The following is a 17,437-nucleotide window of genomic DNA, read 5'->3' as shown; positions in this document are numbered from 1 at the left end:
GGAGCGATCGGATCGATATTATCGTGTCAGAATGATCAGGAAGTCTAGTCGGGCGTTCGCTGCGATCTCGACCCGCTCCGATATGTGCATGTCGACGGAGACATCACCCGTGTCGTTCGAAAGCCGCAAGAACGCGGCGCGGAAGGCACGCAATTGCGTCTGCCTCCACCCGATGCGCACGGGGAAAGCGCCATTCTGCGGTTGCACGCGAATGCGGAATGTATCCGCCACAGCCGCGGGTTGCGGCCGTCGAATGTCGCGATAACAACCCGTGGGTGGGGTGCGCCGCAGGCCTGGCGGATCAATACAACGAAAATCGAACGCATCGACCGCGGGAACAGGCGGTATGGGCTTGTCACCAAGTAAAGGATCATAACCGGTTGTGGCATCGGGATGGTACCCAATCACGATGCCGCCGCTCTGCCCCGCCGCATCATAGGCCAATATCGCGATGGAATCCTGCACCGGCACCTGCGCGATGGCGCGCATTGGCGGCATCACGCAGGCGCAGAGCAGAAAAAACACAATGAGGATTGATGAACTCAGCATTATACAACCGAGTTCATCGTGTCACATGCAGGCGGCGCACTACACTCGCTCCCTGCGAGTCGAGCCGGTACAGGTATATACCCGCGGGCAGACGACTCGCATCGAAGCGGATCGTATGGGTGCCGGCCGCGAATTCACGCGCGGTCACTCGCGCGACACGAGCGCCGAGGAGGTTGTACACGTCGAGCGTGGCGAATTGCTGCGCGGGAAGCGTGAAGGAAATCTGCGTTACGGCGTGCACCGGATTCGGGAAATTCTGCGCGAGATCGAAGACCTGCGGATCAGCCGCACGTTCCGTTTCGGTGACGAAGGCGCCCGTCTTGATAATGATGATGTTTTTCTGTGCACCGGCGGGAATGGTCACCGAGGTGGTGGTGAGCATGTCTGTCGCCGGCCAGTCGCTTCCCGTCTGCGGCTTGATGGTCCACTTCGTCGCATAATCCTTGAGGTTCGAAGGCCAGCTCACAATCACATCGCCGTTATCCGTCTGATCACCGTCGATACGCACGCGGAACGAATCGACCTGATCGTTGCTCTTATACCCGCGGACATCGCGAAACGCACCCGTTCCGAGACCTGTCGGGTATGTGCTCACGCGCCCGGGCAAGGAAATGAAACGTGTATCGAAGGCGAAGGGCGGGGGCGGTGTCGGGGGCGCCATCGATTCCCGGTAGCTTCCAAAACTCGCGGCGTCATCGATGCCGACGGTGTTCCCGGGATTCACACCAAAATGGAGCGTGTCTTTTTCCGGTCCCGCGCTGAAATACAGAGGCACGAGGAACGACGTCTGCGTTTGTGCTGCCGCGGTGCCGAGGGCTGCGAGGAAAAGGACGACGGGTAGTACAGACTTCATGAGTGTATCCTTTCGATTTGTGATGCGCGATGTGTCACTGTCGTGGAACGCGATTGCCTGCCCGGCGCCGAAGCGCCGGACAGGCCTGTCGCGAATGAGAATGAATCGATTATTTGTGCAGTGTCATGGTGCGGGTGGCGGTAAAATCGCCCGCCTGCATCCTGTACATGAACATGCCCGAAGACACAGCGGCGCCGTGATTGTCGAGACCGTCCCACACAATGCTGTGTGTGCCGGCATCGACCGTCGACGAAACGAGCGTGCGCACTTCGCGGCCGAGCATGTCGAGCACGGAGATGCGAACGCTGCTCTGCGCCGGAACCGCGAAGGAGATCGTGGTGCTCGGATTGAACGGGTTCGGATAGTTGCCGAGGAGGTCGAACGACGCAGGCACGTCGGTGCCGCTCTTGCGGACCAGCACTTCGGCGGGGATGCGTTGATTCATCGCGTTTGCGACAACCACATTGCGGACCTCAATCTCCGCGATCTGCACGAGCGGGAGGGTCGCGATCACATGCGCACCGGCGCCGAGTTCGCTGCCGCTGTTCTGGTAGAACACCGAACGAAGCGTGCCGCCGTTCTGGCGGAAAAGCACGTTCTGCATATCGGACACCGCCGAGCCATTCGAGGCCGCACCGGCGATATCGAACTGCACGCCCTTCACGGCGTCGTTGCTTTCGATCGACACCACGGCCGGATTCTGCGTCAGGTCGACGACGAGACGCGCGGCGCCCGTCTTCGAGATCGCGCGGACGCTGCCGCCCGTGAACGGAATCGGTGAACCATCGGGATACTCGCCCGTCAGAATGATCTGCTGTATGAGTGCCACGTCGCGGGCATCGAGAGCGTTGTCGCCCGACGGCCACGGGGCCACATCCGAACGCTGGAATTCGCGTGTCTGCAGCGTGATGCGACCGAGGATGTGGTCGATCACCTGAAGCAGATCGAGAAGATCCACAAATCCGTCGCCGTTGGTGTCGCCGTTCAGACCGACGCCACGGTCGAGGATAAGCACCTGCTGGGGCGCGTCGCCCGTGAGCTGCGTGCTGACACCGCGCCAGTCGGAGGAGACGATGTCGGTGAGGACCATCGAGCTCCATGCGGAATCGGTGCCGATGTCGACGGTGGAGTACGTGAACTTCACGAGCGATTCCGTGCTGGTACCCGCGACGAGCGAGTCGTTGGTGCCGAGAATCACGAGGCGGATCGTATCGATGGAGCTGAGGTCGGACGCAACCGGACCATGACCGATTTCATACTGGAAGATCCACTTCGAAGGATCGGCCACGCGGGCGCCGCGCGAGACGGCCGTTAGGCGTGTCTTCGACGTGGGGCTGTACGTGTTGATCAGACGAAGCTGCAGCGAACGTGTCGGTACGCCGACGTACGTCGCCACGGTGAGCGAATCCACATACCCGCTGGTGAGATCGTTGCGCACGACCGTGTCGGCTGAGAAGACAAGTTCTCCGCCCTGGGCCTGGCCTGTGCCGCTGATGTTGATGACGGAGGGTGAGCCCGACGCGTTATGCGCGAATTCGATCTGCTCGCTGAAACCGCCGCCCGATGTCGGCTGGAAACGGATTGTGAAATTGACCGAGCTGCTCGCCGGAACGTTGAAACCGGCCGGATTCGGCGCGGTGCCAACCCAGAAGAAGCTCTGCCCGCCGAGCGTCGTGTCTACAGCCGTCACGTTCAGTGCGTTCACGGTACCGGGATTCGAGACGGTGAGGACGAGGTCTGTCGTGGTGTTCACATTGCGCGATCCGAATGCGAGCGGATTCGGCGAGGCCGAGAACGTGGGCCCGGGGCTCGGAGCAATCTGGCCAACTTTGATGATGTACACTTCCACCGGGTTGTTTCCGGCCGGCACTGTCACCGATGTGCTGGTGAGCATGTTTGTTGCCGCAAATGCGGTGCCTGTGCGCGGCTGTATGGTCCATGACGAGCCATAGGCGTTCAGGCCGGACGGCCAGGAAATCGTGCCGCCGTTGTTTTCCCACGAACCGCCGTCACCCGAGATCTTGATGCGGAAGGTGTCGACCGTGCTCGAGTTGACAAAAGCGCGAAAGTTGCGGAAGGTGCCTGCGCCGAGACCGGCCGGGAATGTGGAGGGGCTGCCGGGCATGCTCAGGAATTTTGCGTCGAGATCGAAGGGTGCGGGAGGCGCGGGAGGCGCAAGACTTTCGCGGAAGCCGGCCGTGCCCACACTGCCGTTTGCGCCGAATGCAGCGGCGGTATCGACGCCGTTGCTGCTGGCGGGATAACTCGCGCCGCCATCGTTGATGCCGAGTTCGAGGTTCTGTGTGGTGGTGCCTGTGCCGATCGTAATGGTGAGTTTATATGCCACCTGCGCCTGCGCGGCCGTAGCCAGAAAGGCGAGGAGGAACGCTGCTCCAATGAACTTGCGTATCATCATTGTCTCCAAAAGGGATGTATGTTCTTGTTAAGGAATGGAAATGGTGGTCGCGCCGGTCACGTACACCCAGTACGCGCGGCCCGGTTCAAGCGTCGTCACGGCGGAATACCCGGAACCCGTGAATCCGTAATAGTCGGAACCGACGCCCGCACCCGTCACGGACAGTGCCGAGGTGCTGACCGGTGTCGACTTGCAACCGATGAGCACCCAGCCCGCACCGGTGGTGGTGGCAAGTGTCAGCGGTGTGGCGATGACGCCGCCGGAAATGGGATTCGCCTTCGGGGCGCTGTAATAGGCCCAATAGCCGGGACCGTTCGACAGCGTCGTGGCGCTGGTGTACCCGCTGCTGAAGGCCCACACGTCGCTCAAGGCGCGTGTCGGGAACAGCGACGTCGCGTCGAACGACGCGGGGACACGCGGCACCGAGACTAGATTCCAGCCGGTGTTCATGTAGTGTGTGTTCTGCGGATCGAAATTCGTCCAGCCCGACGTCCACTGCGCATTCATGCCGAGCGCCGGATTAAACGCGCCGCGGTATGTCGTCGAATCGAAGGAGAAATTCGTCCCGGCCCAGCCGCGCGGAACGGAAAACTCGGTGCCGGCTGTGGCAAGTTCGGTGGAGACGCCCGGTCGCGGATCGGGATTATTCAGATTATTCAGATCCACAAGTCCGATGGCGCTTGCTGTACGCGCGGCCGAACCGCCCAGATTGTTGTACGCCGCGTTGTTGAACCAGCTCTGCAGCGCGGTCAATGTGAAGAAACCAGCCGCGCCGGACGCGTGGATCACAGGGTATGTGGTTCCATCGTAGGCCGCAATGCTGCTTGTGCGAATCTGCAGTGAATCGTTGAGGGCGGAGCGGAAGGTGATGGAGTCGCGCAGCGACAGTCCGCCGGGATAACCGAGTATGGCGGAGTTGTAGAACGAAAACATCGTGCCGCGACGAACCACAGCGCTGTACTGGAACTTGTTTCCGCTGAACATGGACACGGAATCGACTCGTTTCGCGCCCACGAGTGTCACGTTCGAAAAACGGGGCATGGTGCGCGGCACCTTGTAGCTCGCCGATCCCTCGTTGTCTGTTTCGAAACCATTGGTCTCGCCTGTCGGATCCCAGTACGCGGGATCTTTCAGACCGAATAAAAACTGTCCAAATCCCTGGTAGCCGAAGTCCGTGTCGAATTCATCATCCGTGCCGCCGAAAGCCACGAGGTAGCGGGCGTTCACCGTGCCGCCGAACCATTCGAAGGAATCATCGAACGAATAGCTGACCTGCACGTACTCGATGGTCGTGCCGCGGCCGACACCACCCATCGTCAGTCCGTTCACCTCGTTGTTGAGCTGGAATCGGTATCCGGGGTACTCGATGCGCACATAGCGAAAGGTTCCGGAATTGTCGTTCGGGTTGGACCCACCGTAGGATCCGGGGATGATACCGCCTTCGATGAGCGGATTCACCTGATTTGACGGCGCGTTGCCGAGTATCACCAAGCCGCCCCAGTCGCCTGGAGCACGGAAACCGATCGGTTTCAGACTCGTAAACACGATCGGATTCGACGAGGTCGCGTTTGCATTGATCGTCGCGCCGCGACCGATAATCAGTGTCGCCGCGGTGTCGCCGCGGATGATCGTGCCGGGCTCGATCGTCAGACTATAGGTCGAGTCCACGAAATACAGACCGGTCAGGATGTATGTCGTGTCGGCATCGAGCGTGCGATTGCCGGTCTGATGGTACACGGTACGGCCGGCGCCGAGGCCCGGGCCGAGAATCACTGTCGGTTGCGCCACTGCCTGCGATACCGCAAGAAGCGCAACGAACAGGGCAACAGAAAATATTTTCCTCATTTTGAATCTCCACTGTGGTTTCTGGGTTCACCAATTCTTCGTTTGCTGCGGTCGATTATCGGGTGCGTCAACACCCTGCCATTCACGGTTTCCACGGTTTGTTGCCGACATCTATATGTTGGTGGACGCGGGTTGTCGGTTGTTGCGTACGGCTGTATCCGTCAAACATGGACACAAAACTAGGCCGCGGGTGTAAGGCCGCGGTGCGGCGCGCGTTCGGATTCGATGTTCGCCGGTTCAGAATGTGTATGAAAGCTGCAACGAGTACGTTGGCTCTGTGAGTATGCGCTTGTACTCGTTGCCCTCGCGTGTCGTGAAACGGCGCTCGTTTGACCTGTCACCGGACTCCCGATCCGTGCGCTCCGGATTTACGACAAACAACTCCTTTGCTGTGAATTTTGCGTCGAGGCGCGCGATGACCGGTTGCGTGATTGTCAGATCGAACGCCCCGCGCGCTTCCTCGTACACGTCCAGCGCCCTCTCGTCACCCACGGCGTCGAGACGGCTGCCGAACTGGTTGTACAGGAGGTTGATCGTGGTGCCGAGCGCGGGTTCGCGGAAGAGCAGCGAGAAGTTCAACATGTATGGCGACTGTCCCTGCATCTCGCGTGTCTCCGTCCGGTATTCGTCCAGATACACACCGCCGCCCATGTCGACCTTGTAGCCCTGCTGGTACTCAATGGCGGATCGGATGCGCGTGTAATTGCCGGTGACGCTGAAATTCGTGCCGTACGCGCCCAGGAAATCGAGCGACTTCCGCACCTCGAGTTCCCATCCCTCGTTAACGCCGAAGCGCGAATTGAACCAGGTGCGTTCGGGATTTGATGAAGGGAGAATCCGCTGTTCTATCGCGTTTGTGATACGCTTGTGAAAGACACTGAATGCCACCACTTCGCCCGGTCCGGGGAAGTACTCTACACGCGCATCGTAGTTGCGCGACAGCGCGCGCTGCAGCAGTGGATTGCCGAATGTGCCCTCGTAAATGCTGTAGTCGTAGAAGTAGAAACTCGAGAGTTCACGGAATTCGGGCCGGTTCACGGACTGGCTTGCGGCGAAACGGAGATTCAGCAATTGATTGAGGACAAATGTCAGATTCGCCGAAGGCAGGATGTCGACGTTCTTGACACGCGCGATAAACGCCTCGTCGGTGCTGAACGGACTGATGGTATTCACACGCTGTTCCGAATTTTCCACACGAACTCCTCCCGCGAGGCGCACATCCTCGAGGAACGGCGACACGCCGGAGAATGACACGAATCCCGACAGAGGGATGTCGAGCATGCCGTACGATGCAACAAGCGTCTGTTCCCCCGAATACACATCGCGCTTGTCCGAAAGCCGCGTCATCACAAGTTTGCCGGCTCCGAAATTGTCGGGGTTGAACACCTGGCCGATGGGCAGGCCGAGCAGATTCCACGCATTGCTGCCGCGCTCGAGTTCGGCGAGGAAAAACTTAATGTCGAAGTAGCGTTCACGCTTCTCGATCAAGGCTCCGGCCTTTAATTTGACGCCCGCAATGGGAAGCTGCGCGTCGAAACCGCCCCCGCGAGAAAACTCGTCGAGGTTCGCCCACGACCGGTCGCCACGCTCGAGATACATTTCGCTCTCCGGTGCCCGGATGTTTTTCGAATAGATGTAGGTTTTACGATCCGGACGTTTCGATGTGGACGATGTGTATGACAGTCGCCAGTTGACATCGAGACCGGACACGTCCGGAAAATGATGGGTCCCGCTGAGTTGCGACACAAGCATCGACCGCTGATCCCACTCCGTCACGTGTACTGCACGGTCGTTCTCGTTCTCATCGACGATACGGTAGGCGGACGCCTTGTCGTCGGCGGACTGGTTGAAGTTGTTCTTGAAACTGAATTTGTGATTGCCCCCGACCTTGAAACTCAGGTTGAACAGCCCGCCCCACTGCACCGAGGCGACATCCTTGGGCCCGCCGCCGCTGTAAATATGTGTGCCCGCTCGTGTGTATGAATAATGGAGATTGCTGCGCGAATACCCGTTGCGATACGACAGCGCGGCTATGTAGCCGAGTTGATCCGCCTCGTCGTTCAACACCAGTCGGTTGCCGTAGGACAGGTTCATGGACATGTTCATCGGCGAACGTTTCTGTTGCTGCGCCCAGTTGTTCGGGAGGGATTGCGCCAGATTGTGCGACGTGAAATTCCCCGACGGGAAATCGCGCGTACCGTCGTCGAATCCCGTCCAATCGCTGCCTCCTCCCTGCGACATGTTCACTGTGCGGAGATTTGCAAGCTCGTTGTACGACGAGGAAAAACTCAGCTTGACGATCGGTTTGTCGGGGAAGTCGAGCGTGTTGATCTGCACGAGTCCTCCCGTAAAATCGGCGGGCAGATCCGGCGTTGCGGTCTTGGTCACCATCGTGTTTTCCACGAGGTTCGACGGGACCAGATCGAAGGAAAAACTTTTTTTATCGCTGTCGGTGTCGGTGCTGGTGACCGAGACGCCGTTGAGCATGGCGGAGTTGTATCGGTCGGTCACGCCGCGTACAAAGATGAACTTGTTGTCGACGAGCGAGATGCCCGTCACACGGCGGAGCGCGTCGCCCGTCGTGGCGTCGGGTGTCAGTTTCACCTGTTCGGCGCTGATGCCGTCCGCAATCGTGGCGGAACGTTTCCGCGCGGCAAGCACCGCGGCATCGGTGTTGGTCTGTCTTTCTCCCGTGACCACCACCTCCTGCGTCTGCACCGTCGCCTCGTCCAGCAGGATATCGAGTGTCCTCTGCTGTTGATACAGAACGGTGACAGCGGTTATGGTCTTCTGTCTGTAGCCGACGTACGTCGCCCTCACAGTATACGTGCCCGGTTGAAGACCGCGGATCAGGAACTTGCCGTCGAGATCGCTCGACGCGCCCTTCCGACTCTCTACCACAAGGATATTTGCGCCGATGAGGACCTCACCGCTGTGCGCGTCGCGCACTGTTCCCGTCAACGACCCTGTCTGCGCGGATGCTGTGGCGGTCATACTTATCAGTGCGATGGCAATCAATCGCGGAAAATTCAGCATCATACTCTTCGATATTATTGGATGGGAGATGGGCTGTGCATAGGCGGGGTTGCTGAGCATGCACGCGTCCACCAAACTAGCGGCGCCGTGTTACCGTTCAGACAGCGTGCAGTGTGGAATGCGTGAGAAAGGTGTTACGACCGCGCGCTGTTCAGCGCGCGCCTCATTGCATGTGGCGTGAGCGTCCGCTACATTTGCTCGGCAAACGCAGAATCTCCCGATCTGGGTTCACCAAAATTCTTCGGTTTGCAGGGCGGTGCGTCAACACCGCCCCCTTTATTTCCGTCCACGCGCTCCCTCACACGAACAGTTTCATCACGTGTACATTCAAACAGGGGTCTCGAGCAATACCAGAGCGAGGAGTCGTCGCACAGTCCAAAATGCGCCTTCATCGATGTACTGAACGCGGGCGTCGAGCTCTTCCAGATTATTGTGGAGAAGGTTGTAGGTCGAAGCAAACAATTCCGCGGGACTGTCGTACGGATGACCGCCGAATTTTGCGTTGTGGGAGTATTCGCCGTCCGTAAAAAGATACAGCAGGGATGCACGGCCGAGGGTGTCCCACACATGAGTAAGTGTGTCCTTGACCGCCGCGGGGAGAAGGTCGTACATCACATGCCCAAATTCGTGGAATACGACGGACCTGAGCACGCGCGCATCCTGAAACAGAAAAAAATAGCTGCTGGATATGGCAAAGGTGTGATGGATGCGGCCCGCCAGGCCGAAGGATGCCGCAGAATGGTCGATGACCAGGGAATCGAATTGGAAACCGGGTGGAACACACCCGTTGAGGGAGTCGAGCAGCCGGATCACAGACCCGATTCGCGCGTCATGCTGCGCATAGAAGGCCTCGGTATCGTACGCACGGTAAATGGCGGCGATCGAATCCGGCATCAGCGGCAACACAGCGTCGAGATCCTCGAGCTGGCGGATCTGCTGCACGGTGATTCCCGCGTTCTGCGCGGCATCGACGCCGGCACAACCTCCGTGTGTACAGAGGACGGACACAAGCGCAAGGAGCGACATGACACGGAGTGTATTCAGCGGAGGAAACATACCCCGGGAATGTGGCACTCCGATTCGATCAAAACAACAGATTCTCGTATCGGCGGTCCCGCGAGGAACAAATCACTGGTGTGCGCCGATACTGATCAGACGCGCCGATTCCGACACGCCACCGCGCACGCGCAGGAGATAGGGACCTGCCGGGAGAGCCGACACATCCATACGCATGATGCGGTCCGTGACATCGGAATTGACCGCGGTGAAAGTGCGCACACTGCGCCCGAGCACGTCATGTATCGACATATCGAGCAAGCCCGGCGTTGCACCCAAATCAACCCACATTTCCGTGGCGGCGGGCTGCGGATACACCGCGCGGATGCGCAAGCCCGAGGGTGACGCAGGCGCGGAGGCGGCGCTGGGTCCGCTGCCGAGGAAGAGACTGATGCCCCCCTCCTGATTTCCGACGAGAAGATCCGATACTCCGTCGGCATTGATGTCGGCAAAAACAGGTTGCGGGAACGAGCGGATCTCGAGACCCGGGATAGTGCCGATTGCGTTGAACCATGAAGGCCGCACGCTGTCCTGCGCGTACAGCGTAAGCCGGTTTGCGTAGGTGCGAACCATCACTAGCCGACCTGTCACTGCATCACGGCGGAAGGACGAGTACGGATAATAGGTGTTGTTCAGCTCGCGCAGTTCGTCGGACACAAGCGTGAAGGCGGTGTCGTTTGCCGCGTTCTGTTCATAGTGCAGCGTCTTCCTGTTCGACGTATTCAGAAGCATGTCGAGACGGCCGTTGCCGTCGAGATCGACGAAGGATGGAAATGTGGCGTTTCCGGGCGGATCGATGCCACCGGAAAAAAGCGGCGTGACGAGATCGAAGACGTCCGGCCGGCCGTTCCTCTGCTCGAGACGCGAGAGGTAGCCCCCCGCGCGGCTGTATATCATGTCGATGCGACCATTCGCGTCGATGTCATGCAGACCGAAGCCGGGCCAGCCGCCGTCCAGGTCCGCGGCTACGGTGATGGGCTGCGTCGAGAAGGAGAGCGAGCCCGCACGATCCTGCTCGAGACGTGCAAATGCGGATCGTCCCGCATTGTCGTCGACAAGAGTTGCGATAAGAATGTCGAGCAGGCCGTCCGCGTCGAGATCCGTCGCGGCGATACACTGTTCGGATCCATAATCCCTGATACCGATGACACGCGAATCGAGCACGGTGCTGAAATCGAGTGATCCGGCCGCAGTCTGCCCGTACATCACCACCCGGCCGTATCTGTCGCCGATCAGTAGTTCGAGACGGCCGTCGGCATTCAGGTCGCGCGCGCAGGCGACACCGAGCGGATGGCCACTGATGCCGCTGAAATCCGTGCCGGCAAGGATAAACGAATCCTTGACGACGGCGTCCTGCACATAATGCCGAATCGTGCCGTTGTTCCCGTTGGGGAACAACGCGTCGAGACGTCCGTCGGCATCGAGATCGGCAAAACAGGCCGAGGGGTACGAGGTCCGGAGCTGGAACATATCCGGCTTGCCCGCAATGAATTCGAGCGACCCGGGGGCCTTCTGTCGAAAGAGATGCACGGGACTCGACGACTCCGTGACAACAAGATCGTACAATCCGTCGCCTTCAAAATCCGTGAGTGTCGGCACCGCATGCGCGCCGATGTCGATGTTTGCGAAATTGCTCGTCACAAGCTCGAACTCTTCACCGTTCGCCGCGCGCTGCCTGTAGTGGTAGAGCTTTCCGTCATTGTTTCCGACAAGCAGATCCAGTTTTCCGTCGGCGTCGAGGTCGGCCCCGGTGACAGCGGATTCCGATTCGTTCGTGTGGTTCAGAAAATTTCCATCCACGAGTGTAAAGGTGATGGAGAGAGGCGCGCTCTGTTCGAAGCGGCGGATCGGCCCGGCACTCGAACCGACGAGAAGATCGAGTTTCGCGTCGCCGTCGATGTCGACGATGAACGGTGTCGCGTAGTCGATGCCTTCGGCCCAGTCGTCCGTGGTCACCCGCGTGTACTGCTGCGCGGAGGCCTCGGATGCGAACAGCATTGCGGAGAGAAGCAGCAGGAATACCACTCGTTGCACACGATTTTGTACCGGCGTTCCACCCATGATCGGCTCCCGGATTAAAGGTACTTTGTAGAGAACAAGATGTTATAGTCTGATAACCAACATACGACGTGGAGTCGGGAGGCGCAAGCGGGCCGCGGTGCCGGATGTATTGTGTGCGGCGTTTCGCGCTGTGCGGACCGTGTGTATCTTGCGCGCGACAATGAGTGACCTGCGGTGAACATCCAGACAAAACTCCAGCTTGCCTTCGTGCTGCTCGGCCTCCTGTCGGTGGGGGCGACGGGGTGGCAGGCCTTCGACACGTCGCGTGACGCGCTCGAGACCGCGACCTTCGAGCGACTGACATCCGTGCGCGAGACGATGAAGAGCCGCGTGGAGGAGTGGTTCGCCTCGCACCGGCTGCTGATGCGCGAGGCGGCGGACGACGAGGTGCTCCGGGCCGAAGCGCGGCGCGCGGTACAGGCGGGTCAGGCCGCGCGCGATATTTTCCGTTCGGGTCTGCGCTACACGCAGGAGCACGCCTTCAGCGCGCTGTTCCTGACGGATACCGGAGGAACACGGCTGTACTGCGAGTGTTGGTCCGCCGGCGCGGCAGCGGCCGCGCGTGACGGAGCGCGTCCGGGAGCGGCGGCACTGCGCAACGCGGCGCGAATGGCCGCGGCCGACACAGGGTGTATTGTGACGGACTTCGATTTTTCATCACGCGACGCCGCGCCGCCGATGGCGCTGTTCGCGGTGAAGCTCGCGGACGCCGGCCGGGCGCCGCTGGTGCTTGTAGCGGCCATTTCGATCGACCGCCTGAACACGCTCGCCACCTCCGGGGGCCGCTGGCTCGAGAGAGGCCTGGGCGAGAGCGGCGAGACGTACATCGTCGGCAGCGACCTGCGCATGCGCAGCGATTCGCGCTTTTTCCTGCAGGACGCGACGAAATACCTGCGCGGCATGCGAGCGAGCGGCGCCGACTCCGCCACACTGCGGCTCATCGCCGCGAGGCGGTCGACCGCCCTGGTGCAGACCGTGAACACCGCGGCGGCGCGCGCGGCGCTGCGCGGAGAAAGCGGGACGCTCATCGACAACGATTACCGCGGTGTGCGTGTGATCAGCGCCTTCGCGCCGCTCGACATCGAGGGTGTGCGCTGGGTGCTGCTGGCCGAGATCGACACGCGCGAGGCCTTCAGCGCGATCGCGGCCCTGCGCGAGCGGCTCGCGTTGTCGGGCCTCATCACGCTGCTCGCGGGCCTCGTGGTCGGCGTGGTTGTCGCGCGCGGCATCTCGCGTCCCGTGCTGCAGCTCGCGCGCCACGCCGAGCGCTTCGGCCGCGGCGCACACACCGAACGCGCGCACGTCGGGGCGCGCGGCGAGATCGGGACGCTTGCCTCCACCTTCAACGCCATGGCCGACCGCATCACGCGCAACACCGAGGCGCTCGAACGAGAGATACACGAGCGACGCGACGCGGAACAGCGCCTGACCGCCTCGCGCGAATCGCTGCGCAATCTTTCGGCCCACCTGCATTCGGTGCGCGAGGACGAGCGCAAGGGCATGGCGCGTGAAATTCACGACGAGCTGGGACAGGCGCTCACCACGCTGAAGCTGGAGCTGCGCATACTCGACGAGGACGTCCGCGACGCCTTTCCCGACCTGCACCGACGCATCGATGTGATGAGCGGATTGATCGACACCACGCTCCGTTCCGTCAAACAGTTGATCACCGATCTGCGACCGCGCCTTCTCGACGACCTCGGTCTCACCGCAGCCATCGAATGGCAGGCCGAGGATTTTTCTCGTCGCACGGGCATCGCCTGCGCGGTCGAAATCGCGCCCGACGACATCGCGCTCGATCCGGAACGATCGATCGCGATATTCCGCATTTTTCAGGAGGCGCTCACCAACACGGCGCGGCATTCGGGGGCGGACGCCGTCACCGCCCGTCTCGCGTCGGACGCGTCGGGAGTGATTCTCGACGTGCGCGACAACGGGCGAGGCATCACGGGTGACGAGGCCGCCCATCCCGGCTCCTTCGGGCTGCTCGGCATGCGTGAACGAGCCGCCTACTGGGGCGGGACCGCCGAGATAGACGGCGCGCCGGGCCGCGGCACACGCGTCCGCGTTTTTATACCCCATCATCGCGAGGACACATGATCCGCATTCTGCTCGCCGACGACCACACACTTTTCCGCGAAGGACTCAAGCAGATACTTGCGCGTCATGCCGATCTGATCGTCGCCGGCGAATGCGGCAACGGGCACGACACGATGGACGCCCTGCGCGGCGGACAGTACGACCTCCTCGTCCTCGACATTTCCATGCCCGGATTAAGCGGATGGGAAATACTGCAGGAGTTGCGCTCACTCGAGCGGCGGCCAGCGGTGCTGGTGCTCAGCATGCATCCCGAGGATCAGTACGCGGTGCGTATGCTGCGTGCGGGCGCGGCCGGTTACATCAGCAAGGAAAGCGCCGCCGACGAACTCATTGCGGCGATCCGTCGAGTCGCCGGCGGCGGGCGATATGTGAGCGCGGCGGTCGCCGATCAGCTCGTGCGCGCGGCCGGCCGCGACATCGCGCAACCGCCGCACGCGCTTCTCTCGAATCGCGAGTTTCAGGTCCTCGAGAAACTCGTTTCCGGCAAACCACTCAAGGCCATCGCCGACGAACTCTTCATCAGTGAAAAAACCGTCACCACGTATCGGGCCCGCATTCTCGAGAAGCTCGAGCTGAAGAACAATGTGGAATTGACACGGTATGTGCTGGAGCATAAACTGCTCGAATAACTTGTATCGATCCGTGACTCCTGACTCCTTCCTCCTGTATCGTTACACGAGTGTGAGGAGACAGGATACACGATTTGTATTAACGCGTGACTCCTGACTCCTTCCTCCTGTATCCTTACACGAGTGTGAGGAGACAGGATACAGGAGACAGGAGACACGATTCGTATCAACCCGTGACTCCTGACTCCTTCCTCCTGTATCCTTACACGAGTATGAGGAGACAGGATACAGGAGACAGGAGACACGATTCGTATCAACCCGTGACTCCTGACTCCTTCCTCCTGTATCCTTACACGAGCGTGAGGAGACAGGAGACAGGTCCAGTCTCGAACCAGTGTCAGGAAAACCCTACAAAAGAATCAGCCCGCACATACGCCCGGGTTGTACGGGAGGCGCTAGTTTGAATGGCCTACAATGCCGCCTCGGCGGCACCACCATTCAGTACCTAGCAGGAGCACTTCGATGGTCATTGACACCGGGAATACCGGCTTCATGCTGTTATGCAGCAGTCTGGTCATGCTCATGACCCCGGGACTCGCCTTTTTCTACGGCGGCCTCGTCGGACGCAAGAACGTCCTCACAATCATGATTCAAAGTTTCGTTTCGATGGGATGGACCACGGTCCTGTGGTTCCTCTTCGGCTATTCGCTGTGTTTCAGCGGCGATGTCGGCGGCATCATCGGAAATCTCGACATGGCCTTCCTTCGCGGAGTGGATCTGAACACACCCTCCCCCATCAACGACGGCATTCCTCTTTTGGTATTCATTGCGTATCAGATGATGTTCGCCATCATCACGCCGGCCCTCATCACCGGCGCCTTCACAAATCGTGTCACGTTCAAGGCCTACATGTGGTTCCTCACCGGTTGGCTGATTTTTGTGTACTTCCCCTTCGTTCACATGGTGTGGGGCGGCGGCTTCCTGCAGCAGTGGGGTGTTCTCGATTTTGCCGGCGGTATCGTGGTGCATAACATCGCCGGCATGGCGGCGCTCGCCTCCGTGCTTTTTGTGGGCCGCAGAAAGGTTGTGGACCACGGTCCGCACAGCATCCCCCTCGTGGCGCTCGGCACCGGACTCCTCTGGTTCGGCTGGTACGGTTTTAACGCGGGCAGCGAATTCCGCGTCGACGCCGTCACCGCAAGCGCCTTCCTCAACACCGACGTCGCGGCCTCGTTCGCCGCGGTCACCTGGCTGTTGATGGATTGGATACTGGCGAAAAAACCCAAGTTTGTCGGCCTCCTCACGGGCGCCGTGGCAGGACTCGCGACCATCACGCCGGCGGCCGGCTTTGTGTCCCCCACCACCGCGGTGATCATCGGCATCATCGCCGGTATCGTCTGTTACGGCGCGGTCATGCTGAAAAACAAACTGCAGCTCGACGACGCGCTCGACGTGTGGGGCGTGCACGGTGTGGGCGGCATGCTGGGCGTCATTCTCCTTGGCGTTTTTGCATCCACGTCGTTTAATCCCGCGGGCGTCGAAGGACTGCTCGGCGGCAACACCTCGTTCTTCCTGAAGCAGCTCGCGGCCGTCGCGATATCGTCCGTGTGGGCCTTCGCCTTCACGTACGGCATGCTGTGGCTGATCAACAAGGTCACCCCCGTCCGTGTGGAGAGCGGTGACGAAACCAGCGGCCTCGACGAATCGCTGCACGGCGAGATCGCCTATCTCGAAGACCGATAAAAGGAAATCCCGATGCGAATCACACTAATACTCGCCGCAGTTGTCGTCTGCGGACTTCTGTCGCCTCGCCTTGCCGCGCAGGACGAAGGAAAATCAAAATCGTGGTTTGAGACTGTCACCGTCAACGGTTTTGTCTCCACCGGCTTCTGCTACAACCTGAACAAGCCCGACACCGGGCGGAACATGTTCCGCGTGTTCGATGGCGCCCACAACACCTTCACGCTCGACGTGTTCGAACTGTCATTCAAGCGCGACGCCGCCGAGCGAGGCGACGCGGGCTTCCGGCTCGACCTCGCGGGCGGCGCCTCGATACCGCCTCTCACACGCTCCTCCGGCTTCACCGGGGGCGACATCGACGTGCAGCAGATGTACGTGACGTGGATGGCGCCGCTGGGCAACGGCCTGAAGATCGACGTCGGCAAATTCGTCACCCCGCTCGGCTGGGAAGTGATCGAAGGTCACGACGGATGGAACGACAACTACTCGCGTTCCTTCCTCTTCGGCTACGCGATTCCCTTCACACACACCGGGCTTCGCGCCGGATACGCGTTCTCGCCGTCATTCTCGCTCGCGTGTTTTGTTGTCAACGGCTGGGATCTCGCGGTCGACAACAACGCGTCGAAAAGTCTCGGTGCGCAGGTGTTCCTGTCGCCGGTGGACGGGCTGTCGGTGTACGCCAATGCGATCAGCGGACCCGAACAGAGCGGCAACAACAGCGACACACGCAGCGTGTTCGATTTCAGCGCGGCGTATTCGATCAGCGGATCTCTGACCATCGCGGCGAACGCCGACTTCGGCAGCGAGGCGGTGCCCAACAGCAGCGAGTCGGTTGCGTGGAGCGGTTTCGCCGGATACCTGCGTTACATGCCCTGCGAGATGTTCGCCGTATCGCTGCGCGGTGAAATGTTCGACGACACCGACGGGTCGCGCACGGGTGTTGCGCAGAAACTCACGGGCATCACGGTGACACCCGAGTACCGGCCCGCGAAGGGACTCGTGATACGTATGGATCTTCGTATGGACACGTCCGATAAAACCGTCTTCCAGAAGGCGGGAGAATACACCGACTCACAGACGACGATCGGTCTTAATCTGCTGTACGTGTACTAGTGGGGGTATGGTACGGCCGGCCGACGGCGCGGCCCCCGTCACGTTCTGTGTGACGGGGGCTTTTTTTTCGCCGTTCACCGATCCGATGCGTCATTCACC

12 protein-coding genes are annotated in these 17,437 nt (G+C 60.5%); 5 read left to right on the top strand and 7 right to left on the bottom strand.

Annotated elements, in window-relative coordinates:
* Window positions 1-18 precede the first annotated feature (18 nt).
* The 5 genes from HY962_09750 to HY962_09730 form a co-directional block, all read right to left on the bottom strand.
* Complete coding sequence (locus HY962_09750) at window positions 19-549, bottom strand: hypothetical protein (GenBank protein MBI5647201.1); 531 nt, start codon at window positions 547-549, stop codon at window positions 19-21.
* A gap of 13 nt (window positions 550-562) precedes the next feature.
* Window positions 563-1,402, bottom strand: coding sequence for a T9SS type A sorting domain-containing protein (locus HY962_09745; GenBank protein MBI5647200.1), 840 nt, complete (start codon window positions 1,400-1,402; stop codon window positions 563-565).
* Between the two features lie 109 nt (window positions 1,403-1,511).
* Complete coding sequence (locus HY962_09740; protein MBI5647199.1) at window positions 1,512-3,815, bottom strand: T9SS type A sorting domain-containing protein; 2,304 nt, start codon at window positions 3,813-3,815, stop codon at window positions 1,512-1,514.
* A 30-nt stretch (window positions 3,816-3,845) separates the two neighbouring features.
* Window positions 3,846-5,663, bottom strand: a complete 1,818-nt coding sequence (locus tag HY962_09735) for a T9SS C-terminal target domain-containing protein (GenBank protein MBI5647198.1) — start codon at window positions 5,661-5,663, stop codon at window positions 3,846-3,848.
* A gap of 237 nt (window positions 5,664-5,900) precedes the next feature.
* Window positions 5,901-8,657, bottom strand: coding sequence for a carboxypeptidase-like regulatory domain-containing protein (locus tag HY962_09730; GenBank protein ID MBI5647197.1), 2,757 nt, complete (start codon window positions 8,655-8,657; stop codon window positions 5,901-5,903).
* A 262-nt stretch (window positions 8,658-8,919) separates the two neighbouring features.
* On the opposite strand from HY962_09730, the gene HY962_09725 reads away from it, so the two are divergent.
* Entirely contained in the window at window positions 8,920-9,102 is a 183-nt protein-coding gene (locus HY962_09725) for a hypothetical protein (GenBank protein ID MBI5647196.1), read from the top strand.
* Here HY962_09725 and HY962_09720 read toward each other — a convergent pair.
* Entirely contained in the window at window positions 9,027-9,725 is a 699-nt protein-coding gene (locus HY962_09720) for a hypothetical protein (GenBank protein MBI5647195.1), read from the bottom strand. The two genes, HY962_09725 and HY962_09720, sit on opposite strands and share 76 nt — an antisense overlap.
* Window positions 9,726-9,827: 102 nt before the next feature.
* On the bottom strand, window positions 9,828-11,816 hold the full coding sequence (locus tag HY962_09715) for a T9SS type A sorting domain-containing protein (GenBank protein ID MBI5647194.1): 1,989 nt from the start codon (window positions 11,814-11,816) through the stop codon (window positions 9,828-9,830).
* 174 nt (window positions 11,817-11,990) lie between these two features.
* On the opposite strand from HY962_09715, the gene HY962_09710 reads away from it, so the two are divergent.
* The 4 genes from HY962_09710 to HY962_09695 all read left to right on the top strand — a co-directional run bounded on the left by HY962_09710 (window position 11,991) and on the right by HY962_09695 (window position 17,338).
* Entirely contained in the window at window positions 11,991-13,916 is a 1,926-nt protein-coding gene (locus tag HY962_09710; protein MBI5647193.1) for a HAMP domain-containing protein, read from the top strand.
* On the top strand, window positions 13,913-14,545 hold the full coding sequence (locus tag HY962_09705) for a response regulator transcription factor (protein MBI5647192.1): 633 nt from the start codon (window positions 13,913-13,915) through the stop codon (window positions 14,543-14,545). Before HY962_09710 ends, HY962_09705 begins: the two co-directional genes overlap by 4 nt.
* 462 nt (window positions 14,546-15,007) lie before the next feature.
* The gene (locus HY962_09700) at window positions 15,008-16,228 is read left to right on the top strand and encodes an ammonium transporter (protein ID MBI5647191.1); all 1,221 of its coding nucleotides are present in this window, start codon (window positions 15,008-15,010) and stop codon (window positions 16,226-16,228) included.
* Between the two features lie 12 nt (window positions 16,229-16,240).
* Complete coding sequence (locus HY962_09695; GenBank protein ID MBI5647190.1) at window positions 16,241-17,338, top strand: porin; 1,098 nt, start codon at window positions 16,241-16,243, stop codon at window positions 17,336-17,338.
* Window positions 17,339-17,437: the final 99 nt, after the last annotated feature.

This window comes from Ignavibacteriota bacterium (genome assembly GCA_016218045.1).
GTDB lineage: Bacteria > Bacteroidota > Ignavibacteria > SZUA-365 > SZUA-365 > JACRFB01.
This window is presented reverse-complemented; position numbering and strand designations above follow the sequence as displayed.

Bases quoted from the DNA above. Each gene is read 5' to 3' on its own strand.
- HY962_09750 (MBI5647201.1), bottom strand. From the start codon at position 549: ATGCTGAGTTCATCAATCCTCATTGTGTTTTTTCTGCTCTGCGCCTGC.
- HY962_09705 (MBI5647192.1), top strand. From the start codon at position 13,913: ATGATCCGCATTCTGCTCGCCGACGACCACACACTTTTCCGCGAAGGA.
- HY962_09700 (MBI5647191.1), top strand. From the start codon at position 15,008: ATGGTCATTGACACCGGGAATACCGGCTTCATGCTGTTATGCAGCAGT.
- HY962_09695 (MBI5647190.1), top strand. From the start codon at position 16,241: ATGCGAATCACACTAATACTCGCCGCAGTTGTCGTCTGCGGACTTCTG.
- HY962_09730 (MBI5647197.1), bottom strand. From the start codon at position 8,657: ATGACCGCCACAGCATCCGCGCAGACAGGGTCGTTGACGGGAACAGTG.
- HY962_09745 (MBI5647200.1), bottom strand. From the start codon at position 1,402: ATGAAGTCTGTACTACCCGTCGTCCTTTTCCTCGCAGCCCTCGGCACC.
- HY962_09720 (MBI5647195.1), bottom strand. From the start codon at position 9,725: ATGTCGCTCCTTGCGCTTGTGTCCGTCCTCTGTACACACGGAGGTTGT.
- HY962_09715 (MBI5647194.1), bottom strand. From the start codon at position 11,816: ATGGGTGGAACGCCGGTACAAAATCGTGTGCAACGAGTGGTATTCCTG.
- HY962_09735 (MBI5647198.1), bottom strand. From the start codon at position 5,663: ATGAGGAAAATATTTTCTGTTGCCCTGTTCGTTGCGCTTCTTGCGGTA.
- HY962_09740 (MBI5647199.1), bottom strand. From the start codon at position 3,815: ATGATACGCAAGTTCATTGGAGCAGCGTTCCTCCTCGCCTTTCTGGCT.